We start from the raw sequence: 20178 nt of genomic DNA, 5'->3' as shown, positions 1-20178 counted from the left end.
CATGAGAAAGGAGACAATAGCCATACATGCTACCAACTTAGAGGACAAAACGGCCGCATCCATTGCGAGTCCGATTTTCTTAAGTACAACATTTGAAAGAAATGAAGATGGATCCTATCCATTGGGGCATATGTATTCCCGCAATTCCAATCCAAATCGCGATGCCTTGGAAAAAGGCTTGGCTGTTTTAGAGGGTGGAGCTGGGGCTTTGGCTTTTAGTTCTGGTTTAGCTGCAGTGAATGCTGTGTTTCAGTGCCTTTCAAGCGGAGATCATATTTTAATGCCCGAAGTGGGGTATTATGCTAGCTATAAGTTAGCTGAAGAGATTTTAGGGCCTTGGGGTTTAGAAGTATCTCAAACAAATATGTGCGATTTGTTGGCTATTGAATCAGCGATCAAAGAAAATACCCGATTAATTTGGTTGGAATCCCCAGCCAATCCACAATTGACCTTAACTGACATCGGAGCCGTTTGCCAACTAGCTCATTCCAAGGGAATTAAGGTTGCCGTTGATAATACCTTAGCTTCTCCTATTTTACAAAACCCCATTAGCCTTGGTGCAGATTTTGTTATGCATGCCACTACTAAATACATAGGTGGACATTCGGATGTATTAGGAGGTGCAATTATTTATAAAAACCTTGATTCTTGGTCAGAAAGAATGAAAAGAGTCCAAATTTTAATGGGCTCCACTCCTAACCCTTTGGACTGCTATTTATTAGCTAGAGGTTTGAAAACCTTGGCCATCCGAATGAAACAACACAGTGAAAATGCCTTGGAATTAGCCAAAAGATTAGAAACTCATCCAAAAATAGAGGCGGTTCATTATCCAGGTTTATTATCTAATCCCCAATATGATTTAGCCATCAAACAAATGCCTTTAGGTCAAAGTGGTATGATTGCTGTCCAAATGCGCATGTCTGAGCAAGAAACCCAACATTTAGCCTCTCAATTAGGTATTTTTAAACAAGCAACAAGTTTAGGTGGAGTAGAAAGCTTGGTGGAACATCGAAAATCCATTGAAGGCCCCCATTCAAAAACACCTGGAAATTTGTTGCGTTTATCTGTTGGATTGGAAAATATCGAAGACTTATGGGAAGCTTGGAAGAATATTTAATTCTTGAAAGCTTCCTTAAATACATTTTACCAAACCATTGGAACTTCGATTAATAATACCTCAGCGGATGTATTAGCTTGAATATTGACAGATTGAATTTCTGATATACCTATCGCATCTCTTCTTGCTAATTGATTTTCGCCTACGGATATCTCTCCTTCAATGACCATCAAAAAAACACCTTGCTTTTCGCCATGTAATTCATAGTTCAATGATGTACCTTCATCTAAATGACTGATATTGAAATAGGTATCTTGATTCACTTGTAAGGAATCAATGTCTGAACCTAAAGGGGAAACAACCGTTTTCCATTGATTTTTGAAATCAATGGGTAGGTAACTTCTTTGGTCATATCGAGGTTGAATATTTTTTAGCTTGGGCATTACCCAAACTTGAAATAATTGCAAAGGTTCATTGTGACTAGCATTTTTTTCTGAATGAAAAATGCCTGAACCTGCTGACATAATTTGAATATCCCCAGCTTTCACAATCCCCTTCATACCTGTTGAATCTTCATGAGCAACAGCTCCCTTTAAAGGTATGGTCACAATTTCCATGTTATCATGAGGATGCTTCCCAAACCCCATGCCACCTTCGATAAAATCATCATTTAGCACGCGAAGAGCACCAAAATGAATTCTTGATGGATTGTAATAGTTCGAAAAACTAAAACTATATGTCGCTTTTAACCAACCATAATCGGCGGTACCACGAGCACTTGCTGGATGCAATTCAATTTTCATTGGACAAAATTTAAAAAGACAAAACAGATAAATTTTTCTTTTTGTTCCTACAGATAAAACAAAAAAAAGAGGATAAGCTAAGCCTATCCTCTTATTGGAATCAAAAGAAACTAATTATAAATATTGGTTGGCGTTGTTAGCATTCAAATCTTCGAATGCGATTTTCAAACGACTTACTAAAGCTTCTTCTCCTTTACGCAACCAAACGCGAGGATCATAGAATTTCTTATTTGGAGCATCGTCACCTGTTGGGTTTCCGATTTGACCTTGTAAATATCCTTCATTTGCTTTGTAGAAATCTAAAATTCCTTCCCATAAAGCCCATTGTGTATCCGTATCGATATTCATTTTGATAGCTCCATAAGATAATGCTTCACGGATTTCTTCACGTGAAGAACCTGAACCTCCGTGGAATACGAAATTGATTGGCTTTTCTGCCGATAAACTGTATTTATTACGGATAAACTCTTGTGAGTTTTTCAAAATAACAGGTTGCAATTTCACATTACCTGGCTTGTAAACACCGTGTACATTTCCAAATGCCGCAGCAATGGTAAAACGATGAGAGATTTTACTTAATACTTCATACGCATAAGCCACCTCTTCTGGTTGGGTATATAATTTAGAAGAATCAACATCTGAGTTATCCACACCATCTTCTTCGCCACCTGTTACACCTAATTCAATTTCAAGCGTCATACCCATTTTAGACATACGCTCTAAGTATTTCGCACAAATTTCTAAGTTTTCTTCCAAAGGCTCCTCTGACAAATCAATCATATGAGAAGAGAATAATGGTTGACCTGTTTCAGCGAAGAATTTTTCTCCAGCATCTAACAAACCGTCAATCCAAGGTAATAATTTCTTAGCACAATGATCTGTATGTAAAACAACTTGAACACCATAAGCTTTAGCCAATTGGTGAACATGGTGCGCACCTGCAATAGAACCAGCCACAGCAGCAGCTTGATTTTCATTGGAAAGTGTTTTTCCAGCATAAAAAATTCCACCTCCATTAGAGAATTGAATGATAACTGGCGAATTAACTGCTTTGGCAGCTTCTAATACAGCATTAACTGTATTGGTACCTGTAACATTAACAGCAGGCAAAGCAAATTGGTTTTTCTTAGCGATTTCAAATAATTCTTGAACAGCATCACCATGCAAAACTCCTTTTTGGTTGGATAAACTTGACATAATTAATTTTTTTCTTTGGAAATAAATAAAAAGTACTGATTTACAATTACATAAAGGACAAAAATACAAAAAAATAGCAAAATGACAGTCAAAATCTAAGAAATATACAATTTTCGCTCACAAAATCTTTGCATTTGCCTATACAAGGCTAAATTCCTAAATTTGTGTCCAATTCAGTATAATACAGCATAAAATCCAATCTTCCACTGGAGGATTATCGAATATGATTCTTTACAGCACCGAACAAAGTAGTCCAAATGTATCTTTAGAAGAGGCCATTTTCCGAGGTTTGCCCCCTGATAATGGGCTCTACATGCCGACAGAAATTAAAGCAATGCCTAGCTCTTTTTTTGAAACAATTGAAAACAAGAGTTTTCAAGAAATTGCAATTGCGGTTTGTGAAAGTCTACTAGGTGATGATTTAAGCAAAGAAGAAATCGAAGGAATCATTCATAGTTCCATGACATTTGAAGCGCCATTGGTTAAGATTAATGAAGAGGTTCATGTGTTGGAATTATTTCATGGCCCTTCTATGGCTTTCAAGGATTTTGGTGCAAGATTCATGGCGGCTATCATGTCGCATTATTTGTTGAAATCTCAGAGAGAAATCCGAATTTTAGTAGCAACCTCAGGTGATACGGGTGGAGCAGTCGCGCAAGGTTTTTATCAAACACCTGGCATTTCAGTGGCCATTTTATATCCCAAAGGCAAAGTTTCGGACATACAAGAAAAGCAATTGACGACCTTGGGGGCTAATGTGACGGCATTGGAAATAGATGGAACCTTTGACGACTGTCAAAAACTGGTCAAACAAGCTTTTTTAGATACCGAATTAAGAGAAAAATTCAATTTGGCATCCGCCAATTCCATTAATATTTCTCGTTTGATTCCTCAATCTTTTTACTATTTTGCTGCCTTTGCGCAAGCCAAAAAACAGGGTTTAACTGCACCATTGGTGTTTTGTGTACCCAGCGGCAATTTTGGGAATTTAAGTGCTGGATTAATTGCTTACCAAATGGGTTTACCTGTACATGCTTTCGTAGCGGCAAGCAATGAAAATAAAATTGTCCCAGAATATCTACATTCAGGTGAATATCATCCAAAACCAAGTGTAGAAACCTTATCGAATGCCATGGATGTTGGCAATCCTTCGAATTTTATTCGAATGAAATTACTCGCTGGGGGTGAATGGAATAAGGTATCCTCTTTGATAAAAGGTTATTACACCCAGGATGATCAAACACAAAAAACGATGAAAGATGTGTTTGAGAAAACGAATTACATCATGTGTCCACATACTGCGGTGGCTTATGATGGTTTAGCACAATTCAAACAAGATTATCCAGAAAATATCACAGGAATTATCCTTTCAACAGCCCATTATGCTAAATTCTTACCCACGGTTGAATCAACCTTAGGGCAAAAAGTAAGTATTCCGAGCCGTTTGTCCGAATTATTAGACAAAGAAAAAGTAGCTATTTCTTTAGGGACTGATTATGAAGGATTCAAAAATTACTTGTTGAGTTAAGAATAGTTGAACCCTACCCTCTATCATTTTCCTTTTTCACCAATAAAATATTGATCTTGAGACTTGAACAGCACATTAAATGTGGTTAAAGTTCCATAGATACGCGTGATGTATTGTTGAAGTTCTATTTTCTCAATTTCTTCGATTTTACTAGCATTGATTTTTTGCTCCATCACACGTAAACGATCTCTCAGCATGATAATCTTATGAAAGAATGTATCCAACGGTATTTCTTTAGAAGCTAAACCAATTTGACCCGGTTCTAACACCATTTTTCCTCCCTTCCATTTATCACCAATAAAAACGGTTTCACCCATTCCGTTCCATTTTTTCAAGATGCTTAACAGCGATTGCTCAACATCAAAAAAACTGACTAAATCATCATCAGATTTAACATTTTCAATGACTTCAAATTCTGAATCAAAAGAGATGCTGGCAAATCCACTTTCTATAAAAGTGACAAAATATTCAGTTGAACTTAGGTTAGTAATAACTCCTTTTCCTTTTAGTGGATGTTCTATACGAGAACCTATTCCTAGTAATTTCATGGTTTTTTTTTCTCAAAATTATCAAACCTCGAAATAAAATAAAACTAATGACAGCCTTAATTCATTATATTTTTAAAAAATGAGTCTTTTGACAATTAAAGAGTCAAAAAAACGAGGTCTATATATTCAAACAAAAGCCTCTGCATAACAAGTACACAAAGGCTTTTGATTTAAATTCTAAAATTTTATAGATTAACTAAGACTTTTCTTGCCATATTTTTCTTTGATTCTCTCAGAAATATAATACATACATGGGACAATGACCAAAGTCAAAATAGTAGAGAATGTCAATCCAAAAATAATTGTCCACGCTAAAATTCCCCAGAAAACCGCTGATTCAGAACCGAAGAAAATATGTGGATTCAATTCGGTAAACATAGCGCCAAAATCGATACTCAAACCAACTGCTAAAGGAATCAATCCTAAAACTGCTGCTGAAGCTGTTAATAATACCGGAGTCAAACGAATTCCTCCGCCTTCAATAATGGCTTCCCGTAATTCATAACCACGTTTAAAGCGTAGTTCCTCGATGAATTCAATCAATAAAATACCATTTTTCACAACAATTCCTGCCAAAGCAATAATTCCAACCCCCGACATGATGACAGAGAAAGTCATTCCAAATGCTAAGAATCCTAAGAATACACCAATTAAGGATAAGAGAATCGTAGCAAAAATAATGATAGGTTTAACGGCTGAATTGAATTGTGTGGCTAAAATTAAGTAAATCAAAACTAATGCGGCCATAAATGCTAAACCTAAAAATGCCATCGACTCTTGTTGATCTTCTTGCTCACCACCCATTTTGATTCGATAACCTTGAGGTAAATCGATTGATTCGAACAAGGTTGTCAATTCAGCTACAATTTCATTCGCATTGTATCCTTGAATTACATCTGATGAAAGGGTTACCACACGCTCTTGATTCTTACGATTGATTTGACTGAAAGAAGAAGCATATCGAATATCCGCCACGGAATTCAATGGAACTTGTCTCAATGCGCCTCCCGAATTCATATCACGATACGTTATATTCATGGAAAGCAACTTTTCAATTTGATTTCTAGAATCACCTTTCAAACGTAATTGGATAGGATATTCATCTTTTACATCTCTGAATTTAGAAATTTCTGTTCCAAATAATCCTGTACGAATTGCCATGGCAACTTGAGCGGAAGAAATTCCTTCACGACTCGCTTTCTCGCGATTTACATCAATCAGAATTTCAGGCTTATTGGTCACCAAATCCGATTTCAATTCCTGAATCCCTTGAATACCTGATGCTGAAATAGATTTTTTAACTTTTTTCTCCAAGTCTAGCAACATGGAAAAATCATCTCCGGAAATTTCTATGGTAACTGGCTTGCCAGTTGGAGGGCCGTTTTGCTCTCTTTCAATCGACATTTCGACTCCAGCAATTGGATTTTTTGCAAAGGATTGTTGCAATTTGACTAAAATTTCTTCGGTTGAAATGCCATCGCGTAATTGTAATTTTTCAAAAGCGATAGTCACTTTACTTTTATGTGGAGTTGCACCACGATCGGGGTTCATCGGATCACCAGCATTTTTACCCACATTTGAAATAACAGAATTGACAATTTTACCTACATTTTCTTGTTTGATAAAACTGAAAACACGCTTTTCAATATTTTTGGTCATAGAATCCGTTACGACGGCATCTGTACCAATTGGCATTTTTGCATACAAATAGATATAATCAGGATCTCCAGAAGGGAAGAAAATGACTTTTGGCTTGGCAATACCCACCAGTATAAAGGTGAAAATAAGTAGTACAAATGATGCCAAAACGGTATATAAAGGTCTATATCCGTAAATAATCCAAGAAACTAAACGACGATATGAATTTTTAAATGCGGGTAAGGTATTATTTTGAAAAGGAACAATCCATTTTGGAGTAATAACAAAATGATTGAAAACATACAGAATAAGAGAAAATACAAAGAAATTTCCAAACCCAAAATGGCCTAATCCAAAACCAATCACATAACCAAACGCACTTAAACAAACTAAAATAAAGACCGTTTTGCGTATATCTGCTAATTTGGGATTTTTAACATCATTCTGTTCTTCATCATGTCTTTTCATAAAAGTCATGGCAAATACAGGATTCATGACATAAGCAACAAATAAGGAAGCAAACAAGGTAATGATCAAAGTCATTGGTAGATATTTCATGAATTCACCCACAATTCCTGGCCAAAATAGCAAAGGCAAGAAAGGAGAAATCGTTGTTAAAGTACCCGACAATACAGGAACAAACACTTCTGAAGCTGCTAATTTAACTGATTCAACAATGCTTAATTTCTTGAAATTATTGAATAAACGATGTGAATTTTCAATAACCACAATGGCATCATCTACCACAATTCCTAAACCTAACAAGAATCCAAATAACACAATTGTATTCAAGGTGAAGTCCAATCCTGGCATAAACAAGAAAGTCAACAATGCCGATAAGGGAACAGAAAGTCCCACAAACACAGCATCTCTGACCCCCATGAAAAACATCAAGACAATAACAACAAAAATGAATCCTAAAATAACCGTATTGATCAAATCCGCTAAATCACCACGTGTACGTTCCGATTGATCTGCTGTGATTGAAACAACTAAACCAGCAGGAAATCTAGATTCACGGTATTCTTCGATGGTTTTTTCAATTCGATCGGCTGCTTCAATTAGGTTGGCCCCACCTCGCTTGATAACATTCAAAGTGATAACTGATTTGTTATTTAAACGAGCGAAATCTTGTTTTTCTTCGTAAGCATCTTTCACTTCAGCGATATCTTTCAAACGAACGACTGCCCCAGTACTTGAACGTATGATGATTTCACCGATTTGATTCACTGTTTTAAATTCGCCAGCAACACGAAGAGAACGACGAACACCTCCCACAGAAAGATCTCCTCCAGAAATATTCACGTTTTCACCTTGAACGACACTTTGAATGTCGTAAAAAGTTATTCCATAACTTTGCATTTTAGCTAAATCCAAATTAATTTGAATTTCGCGTTTCAAAGCACCAATAATATCCACTCGATTAATTTCAGGCATTCCTTCGATTTCATCTTGCAAATCTTCTGCATACTTTTTCAATTTATCCAAAGGATAATCTCCAGCAATATTGATGTTCATGATTGGAAACTCTGAAAAATTCACTTCCGCAACAGAAGGTTGCCGAGTTAAATCTTTAGGCAAATCAGTAATCGATTTATCTACTGCATCTTGTACACGTTGCTTGGCAATGGGTACCGTTACATCGGTATTAAATTCCACAATGATCACAGAAATATCCTGCAAAGCATTGGATTTGATACGTTTGACACCCGTGACGGATTTTAGTTGTTTTTCAATCGGTTTTGAAATAACATTTTCTATATCACCTGGTGTAGCACCTGCATAAACAGTTTGAATAACCATTTGAGGAACTACAATATCTGGAAATTGCTCTTTCGGTAAACGCTGATAAATAATATAGCCCGCAGCAAAAATGATAAATGTGAAAATGTAAACGGTGGTTCTATTTTGGCCTAACCAACCCACCATGTTGTATATCAAGCCCTTTCCTTCAGGAAGTTGCTCATTTTTTAAATTCTTTTCCATAAATGTTTGTTGGCGGAGAGATTAAAATGAAATAGATTGACCATCCACTAAATCTTGGTAGCCTTGTGTGATAATTAAATCGCCATTTTTTAATCCAGAAACCACTTCTGCTTGACCATTGTAGGATAGACCCAAGGTAATTGTACGAGCTTCAGCCACTTTTTTACCATTTTTATCAACAGCTACATACACCAAATTTCCTTTTTCCGTTTTTTGTACTAAATTCTCATCAATGATCAGCGCATTCGCTTTTGAAGTATCATTGATGTTGATAACAGCCAATTGATTAGGCTTTAAGTCACCTGCATTCGGAATTTTTGCTTCGATTTCAAAGGTTCTACTTAATGGATTAACCAATTTAGAAACCAACGAAATACGAGCGACGATTTCTTTCTCAATATCTGGAAATTTTACCGTAATAGGGTCACCCAATTTTACGGAGCTAATGTAAGTATCAGATATTTTAGCCGAAATTTTCAAATTGCCAAGATTAACAATTTGTACAATTGGCATACCTGGAGAAGCCATTTCACCTGCTTTTTGACGAACAAGTTCAATCGTTCCTGAAATGGGTGCAGTAACTTTTGAAAGGGCTAATTGAGCTTGTAAAGTAACCAAACGTTTCTCCAAAGACTCTTTGTTAGATTTTGCACTGATAAACTGAACTTCCGTACCGATTTGTTGATCCCAAAGGGCCTTTTGTTTTTCAAACATCGTTTTAGCCAAGGCTAGTTGGTGACGCACCTCTTCCATCGACTCTTTTAAAATCGTATTGTCTAAGGTGGCAATCAATTGACCTTTACTAACATTTTGACCCGCTACGACAGGAAGATTAACAATCACACCACCTGTTTGAGGACTAACCAATACGGTATTTTCAGCCAATACAGAACCTTGAGCCTCCACAAAGTGTTTAAAAGTTTGTGATTGAATGGGCGAAACAACAACTGCAACAACTTTAGCATTTTCTTCGGATGCTGAATTTGCTTTCCCTAATTCTTTTTCTAACAAGGCAATTTTGGCCGTAATTTCTTTCTCTTGCGATTTTAAATCAGCCAATTCTTGTTTTTTATCCACTGATTTAGAGCAAGCAGCGAACAACATAATTCCACTTAATAATATATGTAACTTTTTCATGTCTATTTTTCCTTTCGATTAATCGTTATATAATGTTCCATTCGCCTTTTCTAATTCTACTTTAGCGATTAACGCATTGTATAAGGCTGTAAAGTAATTGACTTGTGATTCCTTCAATGAAGTTTCTGCATTTAATACCTCAAGGTTTGATCCTACACCTTGTTGATATTTTACGCGCGAAACTCTAGAAATTTCATTGGCTAGATCTAAATTTTCTTTTTGTTCCTTTAATGATTCCAAGGAATTTCTCAAAGAAATCATTCCCTGATTACGTTGAAGGTCAATGGAAGATTTAACCAAATCGAAACTTTGACGAACTTTTCTCAAGTTATTTTCCGACTGTATGGTTTTGTATTTTTTTGAAAAACCATCAAAAATGGGTACTTGAATAGAAAAGCCCACTGTTGCATTGTCAAACCATGGTTTGGTAATCATTTCTTCAACCACTTTACGACCTGTGTTAAATCCATAATTGGCATTCAAAACCAAACGAGGAAGATAGCCGGCCTTTTGACTTTTTACATCCAACTCAGCCAAACTTTCTTGTGTTTTTAAAATAGAATATTCGATTCGATTTGCATACTCGAAAGGTCCATTTAATTCAGCAAGAAGAGTAGAATTTAATTTAATCTGATCTAGATTCTCTTTTAAAACAATCGGCTCCTCCATAGGATAGCCCATTTGAAATTTTAGAAGTAAATAAGCCATTTCTTGCAAACGTGTAACATTGTCAAATTCCGTTTTTAGATTATTAGCTTGGACTTCCAAACGTTGAACATCCACTTTTTCTACAAAACCTTGCGCATACAATGCACGCGTTTCTTTTAGTAAGGTATCTAAACGACCCACATTCAAAGCGAACAGGTTTTTACGTTTATCATTGACCAAAATACCGTAATAAGCCTTTGCTACACTTTCTGCTGTTTGTTGTTTGGTCTGTGTCAAAGACTTCACTGATAGTTCCTTGTAAACAGAGGATGCTTTTAAGCCTAGTAAATAAGAGCCATCAAACAACAATTGAGATAAACCAAAATTGGCAAATCCAGAATTTTTCACCCCGAATTCAGCGGCCACTACCTCATTCGCAGGTGCTGAAGGATTGAAAGTATTGGCAGGAATAAACATACGTTGAATAATCAAATTATTCGTGTAAGTCACAGAACCGTTTACTTGAGGCAAACCAATGGCTTTAATTTCATTCACCTTTGCATCAGCATTAGCAATGTCAATTTGGCCATTTTTAACTTGAACGTGGTGCGTAATGGCATAATCTACCGCTTCCTTGAGCGTGAAAGATTGTCCCCACATCGTAGTACTCGAAAGCACCAACACAAACGCAATTGTTTTTTTTAGGCGGATCATTTATTTGTTTGGTATGAGTTGTAAAGTAGTAATCCTTTTTCCGTCAAAATACCTCTCATGAAAATATCAGAGAAAGTCAATTGAGTTTCAAAAAGCGATAATTTATTATTAGGGTAAAAGTCGGGATTGAAGGCTAAATCAACTTCAGCCATACGTAAACGAGCAAGTAATTCAACATCGATATCAGCTCGAAAGTAACCTTCTTCGATTCCTCGAGAAAAATCAAGTTGAATTTTTTTAATAGTTACCCCTTCTTTATAATGGATAAATTTTTGAAAAGCTTCTGGAAAATACCGCTGAATTTCATACAAAATTCGTGGATTCATATTTTCTAACATTTCTTTTAGCATCTCAAAAGATTTGAACATCTTTTCAATGACATTGGAATATTTGGCATCTAATTCTTCCCATTTTTTCAAATCTTCTTCGATGAAACATTCCACAACCTGTAACACCATTGTGTCTTTATCAGGAAAATGTTGATAAATCGTTTTTTTAGAAATACCAAGCTCGCTAGCAATAGAATCCATCGTCACAGATTTGATTCCATAACGAAAGAATAATTGAGTTCCCTTAAATAATATACGAGATTTCATTTTGCGAGCTATTTAATTTAGCGTTGCAAAACTAAGGAAACTTTTAAATACTACAAAGTTTTTTATATAAAAAAATTAAGAAATAATGAAAGAGTTAGGTTGTATGACGCATGTAGGATTTAACAAATTATTAGAGGTTTTTCCTTTTACAAGACTATTTTCTTGAATTTTTAACAAAAGACACCCAGTTTTTATAAATATGGAATTTAGTATTAAATCGTGGTTAATCCGAAGAACGATTTGAACAAAGCGTTTAGGTGGAGATTTGACAATTCGATATGGAATATTAAGATAATAATAAATATTTTAACCCTTCATTCGTATTGTAAGATTATACCTTTTACTTCTTACATTAGCCATGGATCGTTTCTTCTTTACCATAATTCTGAATCACCTCAGCTTCAAAGGCCAACCATTCTTTCCAACGGGCTTCCACATCAATATTTTCAGCGTATTGTCGAGCAAAATTCAAAAAAGTGGTATAATGCCCTGCCTCGCTGATCATCAATTCGCGATAGAATGAGGCTAATTCAGGGTCTGTAATTTTCTCAGAGAGTAACTTAAATCGTTCACAACTACGAGCTTCAATCATGGCAGAAAAAAGTAAACGATCGACAAGTGCTTGATTTCGACTACCGCCTTTTTGAGCAAATTTGTACAATTCATTGACGTAGCTATCTTTTCGTTCTCTGCCAAAAAACAGTCCCCTTTTTTGAATAATCGTAACCACTTGTTCAAAGTGCTCCATTTCTTCCTTGGCTAAGGCAATCATAGCGGAAACCAGTTCACTTTTTTCTGAATTAAGCGTTATGATTGAAATGGCATTGGTCGCAGCTTTTTGCTCACACCAAGCATGATCCGTTAAAATTTCCTCGATATTGGATTCAACGATATTTACCCAGCGGGGATCAGTAGGAAGTTTTAGACCAAGCATACATATTTTTTTTGCACAAATTTACTCGAACAAAGATTAATAAACCTAAATTCGTTTAGTAAAAGCAAGCAATGATCCATTTCCCTTCCAAACAACCGTCAGTTCAAACGACTATTTTTACCAAAATGTCTCAAATGGCATTGGAAAATGATGCCCTCAATTTATCTCAAGGATTTCCTGGATTTGATTGTGACCCTGAAATCCAAGACCTTTTGAAATTTTATGCCAAAGGACATAATCAATATTCGCCTATGGCAGGAATACCTGAATTGCGAAAAAGTATTGCCGAAAAAACAGCTTCCTTTTATGAAGTAAATTTGGATGCTAATTCAGAAGTAACGGTTGTTTCAGGAGCCACGGAAGCCATTTTTGCAGCTATTCATTGTTGCGTACACCCAGGAGATGAAGTCATTATGTTTGACCCTTCCTATGATGCCTATGATCCCATCGTTCGATTGGCGGGCGGTATTCCGGTGCATATTCCTTTGGAATTATCAAAAGGATATCGCATTGATTTTGATGAATTGAAGCAAAAAATCAATTCCAAAACTAGGGCAATTATGGTGAACACACCCCATAATCCAACAGGCGCCATTTGGGAAATGGAAGACTTACAATCTTTAGTAGATGTATTGCGCGGAACTGATATTTTACTTGTTTCAGATGAAGTTTATGAACATATCGTATTTGATGGAAAACAACATTCCTCTGTTATTTTACATGAAGAATTACGCAAAAGAAGCTTCATTTGTGGGTCATTCGGCAAAACCTATCACATCACAGGATGGAAAATGGGTTATTGTTTAGCCCCAGCCTATTTAACAGCCGAATTTCGAAAGTTACATCAATGGGTTACTTTCTCAAGTGCGACGCCACTGCAATTCGTTTTGGCAGATATTCTCAAAAAGCCCAAACATTATTTAGAATTATCCGCGTTTTACCAACAAAAAAGAGACCTATTTGCTCATGCCCTACAAGGTAGCCGATGGAAGATTTTACCAAGTCAAGGCAGCTTTTTCCAATGCTTGGATTATTCCGAAATTAGTCTAGAAAAGGACACTGATTTAGCAGAACGCCTGACAAAAGAAATCAAAGTGGCCTCCATTCCGATTTCTGTTTTTTATGAAACTCCACCCGAAGATAAAATTCTTCGTTTCTGTTTTGCTAAAACAGATGAGATGTTGTTAGAGGCCGCGAGTCGGCTAAGGGAGCTATAAATAAAATGTTATATCAAAGCGGCACGCCCAACTGAAAAGTCACTTCCGTAGCTAAGCCTATCGCTGAAAAACGAAAAGCAATGGATTGCGCATTAGAAGGTGATTTGATTTTGTCACACTGAGCACCTTTTTCTAAAAAATAGATGTAATATTCTTGGTTTCGGTCAGCTAATTGTTGAATATCTGGTTTGCCGATCAACTCCTCCAATCGATTTGAACTGACTGCTTTCAAATTTTCCTTATGACTTTTCAACCAATCTATTTGCTTTTCACGAGTACCTGAACATGCACCACGGTCTAATTTAAATGCCTCCGCATCAAATCCTGTCAAATCTGGCTCTTTGGTGCAAGAACTCAAAAGTAAAAGCCCAAAAAAGAATACGAATAACCGGAAATTTATGTTCATTTTATTTGATTTTATCGTTCTACAATGGATTACTAGGCGCTTGGCTTCTTACCAAAAAGGGATGAACCATTACAGTCAATACCAATAATGCGGTCCCCCAATAAAAACCAGGTTGCATGATTTCTTTGTTGCCAAAAATAAATACTGCCAAAATTATTCCATATACAGGTTCTAAAGTAATGACTAAATTGATGGAAAACACACTAAAAACACGGTACAGTTTAATGGTTTCTGTATAAGCATACACCGTACAAACAATCGCCAAAATGGCAATCCAAAGCCAATCCCATTCCAGAGGAATATAGTTTTCCCAACCATTGAATACCCCATAGGACCAAACCAATCCAGTCATCATTCCTGCCGAAATCATTTCATAAACTGTTATTAATCTTGGATCATGCGAATGCGTATAGGCTCCATTGATAACAGAAAACAAGGCTCCAAAAAATCCAGCTCCAATTCCCAAAAGCAATCCAAGCCATTGCGTTTGTGCTACTGAAAAAATAATAAACAAGGCCAAAATTACAATTGCACCCAGAAAAACTTCAATTAATTTGATCTTTTCTTTTTTGGCAATCGGTTCCATGAGACTCGTCCAAAAAGTTTGGGTAGATAATCCTGCCAAACACATCGCAACGGTAGAAACTTTGGCCGCTCCAAAAAACAATAACCAGTGCAAGGAAATAAAGACCCCATTTAAAATCCAAACTTGCCAAACTTTTTTATCAACTCTAAAACCTACGTTGGAATAATACAAAATGGTCAATAAGGCAATGCTGGTAATAACACATCTAAAAAATACAATACTCAAGGCATTGGCATGAGTTGCATTCCCTAAAATGGCCGTAAATGCATACAAAACAACAATGAAATGAATTTTGAAATAGTCGAAAAGCTGAGGTTTTTGGCGCATATTTTACCTTGGAATGGTATAGTACAACCCTACACCGATGCAACTAAAAACAATATTGGGGAGCCAAACAGCTAGCATAGGAGGCATTCCTCCCCCTTCGGCAATACCTTTGCTCATCATAAAAAAGAGAATGTAGACAAAGGCTAAAGTGAAACCCAAAGCAATTTGAAAACCTACACCACCTCTTGATTTTCTGGCTGAAACCAAAAAGCCAATGATGGTTAGAATAATTACGGAAAAAGGATTCGCAAAACGTAAATATTTTTCAATTAAAAACACTTCTATCCCATCAGAACCTCTTGTGCGCACTAAACTAATGTGTCGATCCAATTCCGGTAAAGTGAACGTTTCATGCAATAAATGTTTATTTTGAAAATCTCTAGGAAACAAATTTAAGGTTGTATCCATTTTTGAACCAAAAACTACTTTTGAATTCCCTGGCTCAGCGATTCGTAAACGATAATCAAAAATTTGCCATTTCTTGTGTAGGGTATCCCAAGAAATTCGCTCAGACATTAGTTTTCGCTGAATTTCATTGTCCTTTATTTTTTCTAAGGTAAATCGGAATCCCGTGTTAGAATTGTTATCATAAGATTCAATGTAAGCGTAGACATCTGATCCGATTTTGATATGAACATCTCTTTTATCAAAATAATAGGTTCCATTGATGTATTTATGTTCAAAAGGTACACGAATTTTATTCGCATTGGGCACAATCCACCCAATCATAAAAAAAGTTCCCACAGCAATTAAACTAGAACCAATGAGGTAAGGACGCATTAAGCGAGTGAAGCTTACGCCAGAGCTTAATATGGCTATAATTTCTGTTTTAGCCGCCATATTGGCTGTAAAAAAAACAGTCGCAATAAAAACCATGAGCGGACTAATGTAATTAGCCCAATAGGGTATAAAATTGAAATAATAATTAAAAATGATCTCATTTAATGGAGCCTCTTTTCGAATAAAATCATCAATTTTTTCTGTATAGTCAATCACCATCACAATCAATACAATGATGACAACGGCGAAAACATATGTTTTCAAAAACTTCTTTAGAATATACAGATCAAGTATTTTCATGTAAAATCTTAAACTTACTTACTATCGTTTTGATATTTAATTCCAGAAAAAAGATGAATAAACAATACTCTTGCCATTCTAAAATTAAAAGGAACCATTAATAAAGAAACGATGGTGATAGGCACTACATAACCCAAAGCTGGAGGGTCATTGAAAAAATTAAAGATGACAATTCCTCCGACCAACATAATTCCCACGGTAAACGCATATGAAATATACATGGCTCCAAAGAAAAAACCAGGTTCAACTTCATAACGAATATCACATTTAGGACAATGTTCATGCATTTGAGTGAAATTGAAAAGATTCCAAAATTTAAACTTAAATAAGCGTCCTTCATGACATTGCGGACAACGTGCATTTACGACTGCTAGTAACTTTGACGGATTTGACATATATTTTTTGGATAAGCGTTACAAAGGTACTCATTATGATGTAAGATATAAGAGGTAAATCGGTGAAATGTAGCAAATAATAATTCAAACCTCATATGGCATACTTCAAACTTCTCAAGAGTAATTTGTATCTTTGCCGAAACAAAAACTTACACATCATGTATTCAACTTTATTATTCTTGCATTCGTACTTACGCTGGGTAGTTCTAATTTTAGGATTCTTAGCTATTTTAAAAGGAGTAAAAGGTTTTAGAACGGCTAGTCCATTTACTGATTCAGATCGTAAATCTGGCTTATTTTTCTTAATCTCAGTACATACACAATTATTGATCGGCTTGGTACTTTATGTATTTTTAAGCCCTTTAACTCAGGCCGCTTTTGCTGATTTCGGTGCAGCCATGAAAAATCCAGCCTTGCGTTTAATCGCAGTGGAACATATCACAGTGAATATTATTGCTGCTATATTAGTAACAGTTGCCTATTCCAAAAACAAAAAAGCAATTGCTGATTCTCAAAAACATAAAAATGCTTGGTTATTATATGGTTTAGCTTTGGCATTAATTTTAAGCAGAATTCCTTGGGATAGAATTGCCAACTAAGTATGAGTCAAAAGTGCATTTTTTTAGACCGTGATGGCGTTTTAAACGTTGATCGCGTGGATTATGTTTATCGAATGGAAGAATTCATCATTCCGAATGGAGTGGTGGAAGCTTTGCAAAATTTAAAAAAAGCTGGCTATTTATTGGTTGTAATTACCAATCAAAGTGGTATCGCCAAGGGAATTTATGAGCGCAAAGATGTGCAATTGATTCACGATGCACTTCAAGAAGCCAGTGGTGGAGTTTTGGATGATTTGTATTTCTGTCCGTATCATGAAAACTACGACAGTGCATCTCTAACCAGAAAACCTGGCTCCCTATTGATTGAAAAAGCGGCTGCAAAATACCAAGTGGATATGAGTTCATCCTGGATGGTTGGAGACCATGAAAGAGATGTTCTTGCAGGTACAAGAGCTGGTTTGAGGACCATCCGTATTTGCCCTTCGGATACCAATAGTTCTGCAAGCCATTTAGTTCAAGATTTATTAGAAGCATCCAAAATTATATTAAACGATTAAGCCATGGAAAAGATTTACCTTAGCGACGCCGGCCCGAAAGTTTCTCCAGCCATTTATGGATTTTGGAGATGGGAACAAGAAACTGCAAACAGCAGTGCAACCATGGAAAAAATCGTGAATTTATGTCTAGAATTAGGCATTAATACATTTGACCATGGAGATCGTTATGGACAATATTCTTGCGAGAAATTATTCGGAGAAATATTGGCAAAAAAATCATTCAAACGAAGTGATGTCGTTTTATTTTCCAAATGTGGCGTCAATTATCCGAGTCCAGCAAGACCAGAATACCGTGTTCAGCACATCGATACTTCCGCCGAACATATCATCAAAAGCGTTGAAAATTCATTAAAGAATTTACAAACAGATTATTTAGATATCTTTTTATTGGACCAATTGGATTCTTTATCTGATATTGAATCAACTGCTTTAGCATTGCAAAAATTGAAAAGTAGTGGTAAAGTGAAAAATATTGGTGTTTCCAACTTCTCTGTTCATCAACACCAATTATTGGTTTCTTTCTTAGATATTCCTGTTGTTTCCAATCACATCGATTTGAATTTATTGAACACCTCCGCGCTTGACAATGGGGTAGTCGATTATGTGAAACAAAAATACATGCGTCCTTTGGCGGTTTCTCCTTTAGCGGGTGGAAGAATTGAAAACGGCACGGATGAATTGGCGTTGAAATTACGTAAGAAATTGATTGAAATAGCTGAAAAATACCAAAGCAATGTCGAATCTATTGCGGTTGCTTGGTTGGTTAAATTAGGTGCTCTACCTTTAATTGGCACGTTAGAAGAAAAAAGAATTCGCAATATTGTGGATTCATTCTGTATCAAACTCGATCATCAAGATTGGTATGAATTGTACAATACAAGTCGACCAAGTCCGGAGGTTAGGTAAGAGGTAATAGGTATTAGGGGCACCATCTCAAAAAGTGTGTAAGTGAAAAATAGTGTTGGTTTCGGCCTTCACTATTTTTTTTTTACATTTAAACATTAATGAGATGGAATTGAAAACACAAGATTCATTAACAGATGCTTTCTTAAAGCAACTTAAGACTGGAGAAGAACTCCAAGCTTTTTTACGAGATATTCACAAGCGAGGCTTGGAGAAGATTCTTGAAGGAGAACTTGATGCTCATTTGGGCTACGACAAGTACGAAAAAACACCTAGTTCTAATGCTCGTAATGGCACGCAGAAAAAGGTGATTAAAACTGAATTTGGAGAAACCCAAATTGAGGTTCCACGAGACCGAGAATCCAGCTTTGATCCTATACTGGTTCCTAAACGAAGCAGGTATTCTACAGGTGTTGAAAACCTCATTGTTTCGCTTTATTCCAAAGGAATGAGCGTGAGTGACATCGAACAAGAGATTAAAGAGATCTATCAGTTCGAACTATCTACCTCGGCTATTTCACGTGTCACAGAGCGAATTGTGGAGGATTCTATCGCCTGGCAGAATCGCCCACTTGATGCGGTATACTTAGTGGTGTGGATGGATGGGATTGTTTTTAAGGTTCGAGAGAATTCCAAGGTCGTAAACAAAACAGTCTACTTAGCCATTGGATTAAATCGAGACGGACGCAAAGAGGTACTTGGAATGTGGTTAGGAAAAAATGAGAGTTCAAGCTTCTGGATGGGGGTATTAACGGATTTAAGGGCCCGTGGCGTTGAGGATATCCTAATTACGGCAACAGATAACTTAAACGGTTTCACGCAAACAATCCGAGCAGTTTTTCCTGAATCTCAAACGCAAATTTGTGTTGTTCATCAGATTCGCAATGCTTGTCGCTATGTGGTTTGGAAGGATAAAAAAGAGTTCTCGCGCGATATGAAACACATATATGATGCTCCTACCAAACAAGCAGCTGAAGCCGCATTCAAAGACTTTAGCCTTAAATGGGGTAAGAAATATCCTTACGCTATTCGCTCTTGGGAAGACAATTGGGATGAACTAACCGTCTTTTTTGATTTTCCTCTCGAAATTAGAAAGATTATTTACACGACGAATCTGATTGAAAACCTGAACGGAAAGATCCGTAAGTACACCAAAAATAAGCTCTCGTTTCCCACAGATGACGCACTAATGAAGTCCGTTTATTTAGCAATCAACGAAGCCACCAAGAAATGGGGTATGCCAATTCACAACTGGGGAATTATTTTGAATCAATTTTTGGCTATATTTGAAAAAAGGCTCCGAATTTAAAAGCAAATCCGAAGCCCCTGTTTTTTACTTACACAGTTTATGGGATAGTGTC

General features: G+C 36.3%; 19 protein-coding genes. 7 read left to right on the top strand and 12 right to left on the bottom strand.

The window, feature by feature from the left end; genetic code table 11:
* Position 1: 1 nt before the first annotated feature.
* Entirely contained in the window at positions 2-1117 is a 1116-nt protein-coding gene (locus V7S76_RS00095) for a trans-sulfuration enzyme family protein (RefSeq protein ID WP_459507966.1), read from the top strand.
* 26 nt (positions 1118-1143) lie between these two features.
* Here V7S76_RS00095 and V7S76_RS00090 read toward each other — a convergent pair whose 3' ends face one another.
* Entirely contained in the window at positions 1144-1860 is a 717-nt protein-coding gene (locus tag V7S76_RS00090) for a pirin family protein (RefSeq protein ID WP_459507965.1), read from the bottom strand.
* Positions 1861-1974: 114 nt separating this feature from the next.
* Entirely contained in the window at positions 1975-3057 is a 1083-nt protein-coding gene (fbaA, locus tag V7S76_RS00085) for a class II fructose-bisphosphate aldolase (RefSeq protein ID WP_459507964.1), read from the bottom strand.
* A 223-nt stretch (positions 3058-3280) separates the two neighbouring features.
* On the opposite strand from fbaA, the gene thrC reads away from it, so the two are divergent.
* A complete protein-coding gene (gene thrC, locus V7S76_RS00080; protein ID WP_459507963.1) occupies positions 3281-4585 on the top strand; it encodes a threonine synthase in 1305 nt (434 codons plus the stop codon).
* Between the two features lie 23 nt (positions 4586-4608).
* Here thrC and V7S76_RS00075 read toward each other — a convergent pair whose 3' ends face one another.
* The 6 genes from V7S76_RS00075 to V7S76_RS00050 form a co-directional block, all read right to left on the bottom strand.
* Positions 4609-5133: a hypothetical protein gene (locus V7S76_RS00075; protein WP_459507962.1), complete on the bottom strand. Its 525-nt coding sequence runs from the start codon at positions 5131-5133 to the stop codon at positions 4609-4611.
* Positions 5134-5325: 192 nt separating this feature from the next.
* A complete protein-coding gene (locus V7S76_RS00070) occupies positions 5326-8700 on the bottom strand; it encodes an efflux RND transporter permease subunit (RefSeq protein WP_459508596.1) in 3375 nt (1124 codons plus the stop codon).
* A 78-nt stretch (positions 8701-8778) separates the two neighbouring features.
* Complete coding sequence (locus tag V7S76_RS00065) at positions 8779-9894, bottom strand: efflux RND transporter periplasmic adaptor subunit (RefSeq protein ID WP_459507961.1); 1116 nt, start codon at positions 9892-9894, stop codon at positions 8779-8781.
* 18 nt (positions 9895-9912) lie between these two features.
* Positions 9913-11256: a TolC family protein gene (locus tag V7S76_RS00060; RefSeq protein WP_459507960.1), complete on the bottom strand. Its 1344-nt coding sequence runs from the start codon at positions 11254-11256 to the stop codon at positions 9913-9915.
* Complete coding sequence (locus V7S76_RS00055) at positions 11253-11852, bottom strand: TetR/AcrR family transcriptional regulator (protein WP_459507959.1); 600 nt, start codon at positions 11850-11852, stop codon at positions 11253-11255. Before V7S76_RS00055 ends, V7S76_RS00060 begins: the two co-directional genes overlap by 4 nt.
* 352 nt (positions 11853-12204) lie before the next feature.
* On the bottom strand, positions 12205-12786 hold the full coding sequence (locus tag V7S76_RS00050; RefSeq protein WP_459507958.1) for a MiaE family protein: 582 nt from the start codon (positions 12784-12786) through the stop codon (positions 12205-12207).
* 71 nt (positions 12787-12857) lie between these two features.
* Between V7S76_RS00050 and V7S76_RS00045 the strand changes: the two genes are divergently transcribed.
* Positions 12858-14003 carry a methionine aminotransferase gene (locus V7S76_RS00045; protein ID WP_459507957.1) on the top strand — a complete coding sequence of 382 codons (1146 nt, stop codon included), beginning with the start codon at positions 12858-12860 and terminating at the stop codon, positions 14001-14003.
* Between the two features lie 13 nt (positions 14004-14016).
* On the opposite strand, the gene V7S76_RS00040 is transcribed toward V7S76_RS00045, so the two are convergent.
* From V7S76_RS00040 to V7S76_RS00025, 4 genes are read right to left on the bottom strand one after another with little or no spacing between them, the layout of a single operon-like run.
* The gene (locus V7S76_RS00040; RefSeq protein ID WP_459507956.1) at positions 14017-14409 is read right to left on the bottom strand and encodes a hypothetical protein; all 393 of its coding nucleotides are present in this window, start codon (positions 14407-14409) and stop codon (positions 14017-14019) included.
* 19 nt (positions 14410-14428) lie between these two features.
* Complete coding sequence (locus V7S76_RS00035) at positions 14429-15322, bottom strand: DMT family transporter (protein ID WP_459507955.1); 894 nt, start codon at positions 15320-15322, stop codon at positions 14429-14431.
* Between the two features lie 3 nt (positions 15323-15325).
* The gene (locus V7S76_RS00030) at positions 15326-16402 is read right to left on the bottom strand and encodes an LptF/LptG family permease (RefSeq protein ID WP_459507954.1); all 1077 of its coding nucleotides are present in this window, start codon (positions 16400-16402) and stop codon (positions 15326-15328) included.
* A gap of 14 nt (positions 16403-16416) precedes the next feature.
* Complete coding sequence (locus V7S76_RS00025; RefSeq protein WP_459507953.1) at positions 16417-16797, bottom strand: DUF983 domain-containing protein; 381 nt, start codon at positions 16795-16797, stop codon at positions 16417-16419.
* Between the two features lie 158 nt (positions 16798-16955).
* Here V7S76_RS00025 and V7S76_RS00020 point away from each other — a divergent pair, with 158 nt between their 5' ends.
* The 4 genes from V7S76_RS00020 (at position 16956) to V7S76_RS00005 (ending at position 20126) form a co-directional block, all read left to right on the top strand.
* Entirely contained in the window at positions 16956-17396 is a 441-nt protein-coding gene (locus tag V7S76_RS00020) for a hypothetical protein (RefSeq protein WP_459507952.1), read from the top strand.
* Positions 17397-17398: 2 nt separating this feature from the next.
* Complete coding sequence (locus V7S76_RS00015) at positions 17399-17914, top strand: D-glycero-alpha-D-manno-heptose-1,7-bisphosphate 7-phosphatase (protein WP_459507951.1); 516 nt, start codon at positions 17399-17401, stop codon at positions 17912-17914.
* Positions 17915-17917: 3 nt separating this feature from the next.
* On the top strand, positions 17918-18820 hold the full coding sequence (locus tag V7S76_RS00010) for an aldo/keto reductase (RefSeq protein ID WP_459507950.1): 903 nt from the start codon (positions 17918-17920) through the stop codon (positions 18818-18820).
* Positions 18821-18929: 109 nt separating this feature from the next.
* Positions 18930-20126 (top strand): IS256 family transposase, encoded by a 1197-nt coding sequence (locus tag V7S76_RS00005; RefSeq protein ID WP_459508595.1) that lies wholly within the window; start codon positions 18930-18932, stop codon positions 20124-20126.
* Positions 20127-20178: the final 52 nt, after the last annotated feature.

Source organism: Aquirufa sp. ROCK2-A2, assembly GCF_054558485.1.
This window is presented reverse-complemented; position numbering and strand designations above follow the sequence as displayed.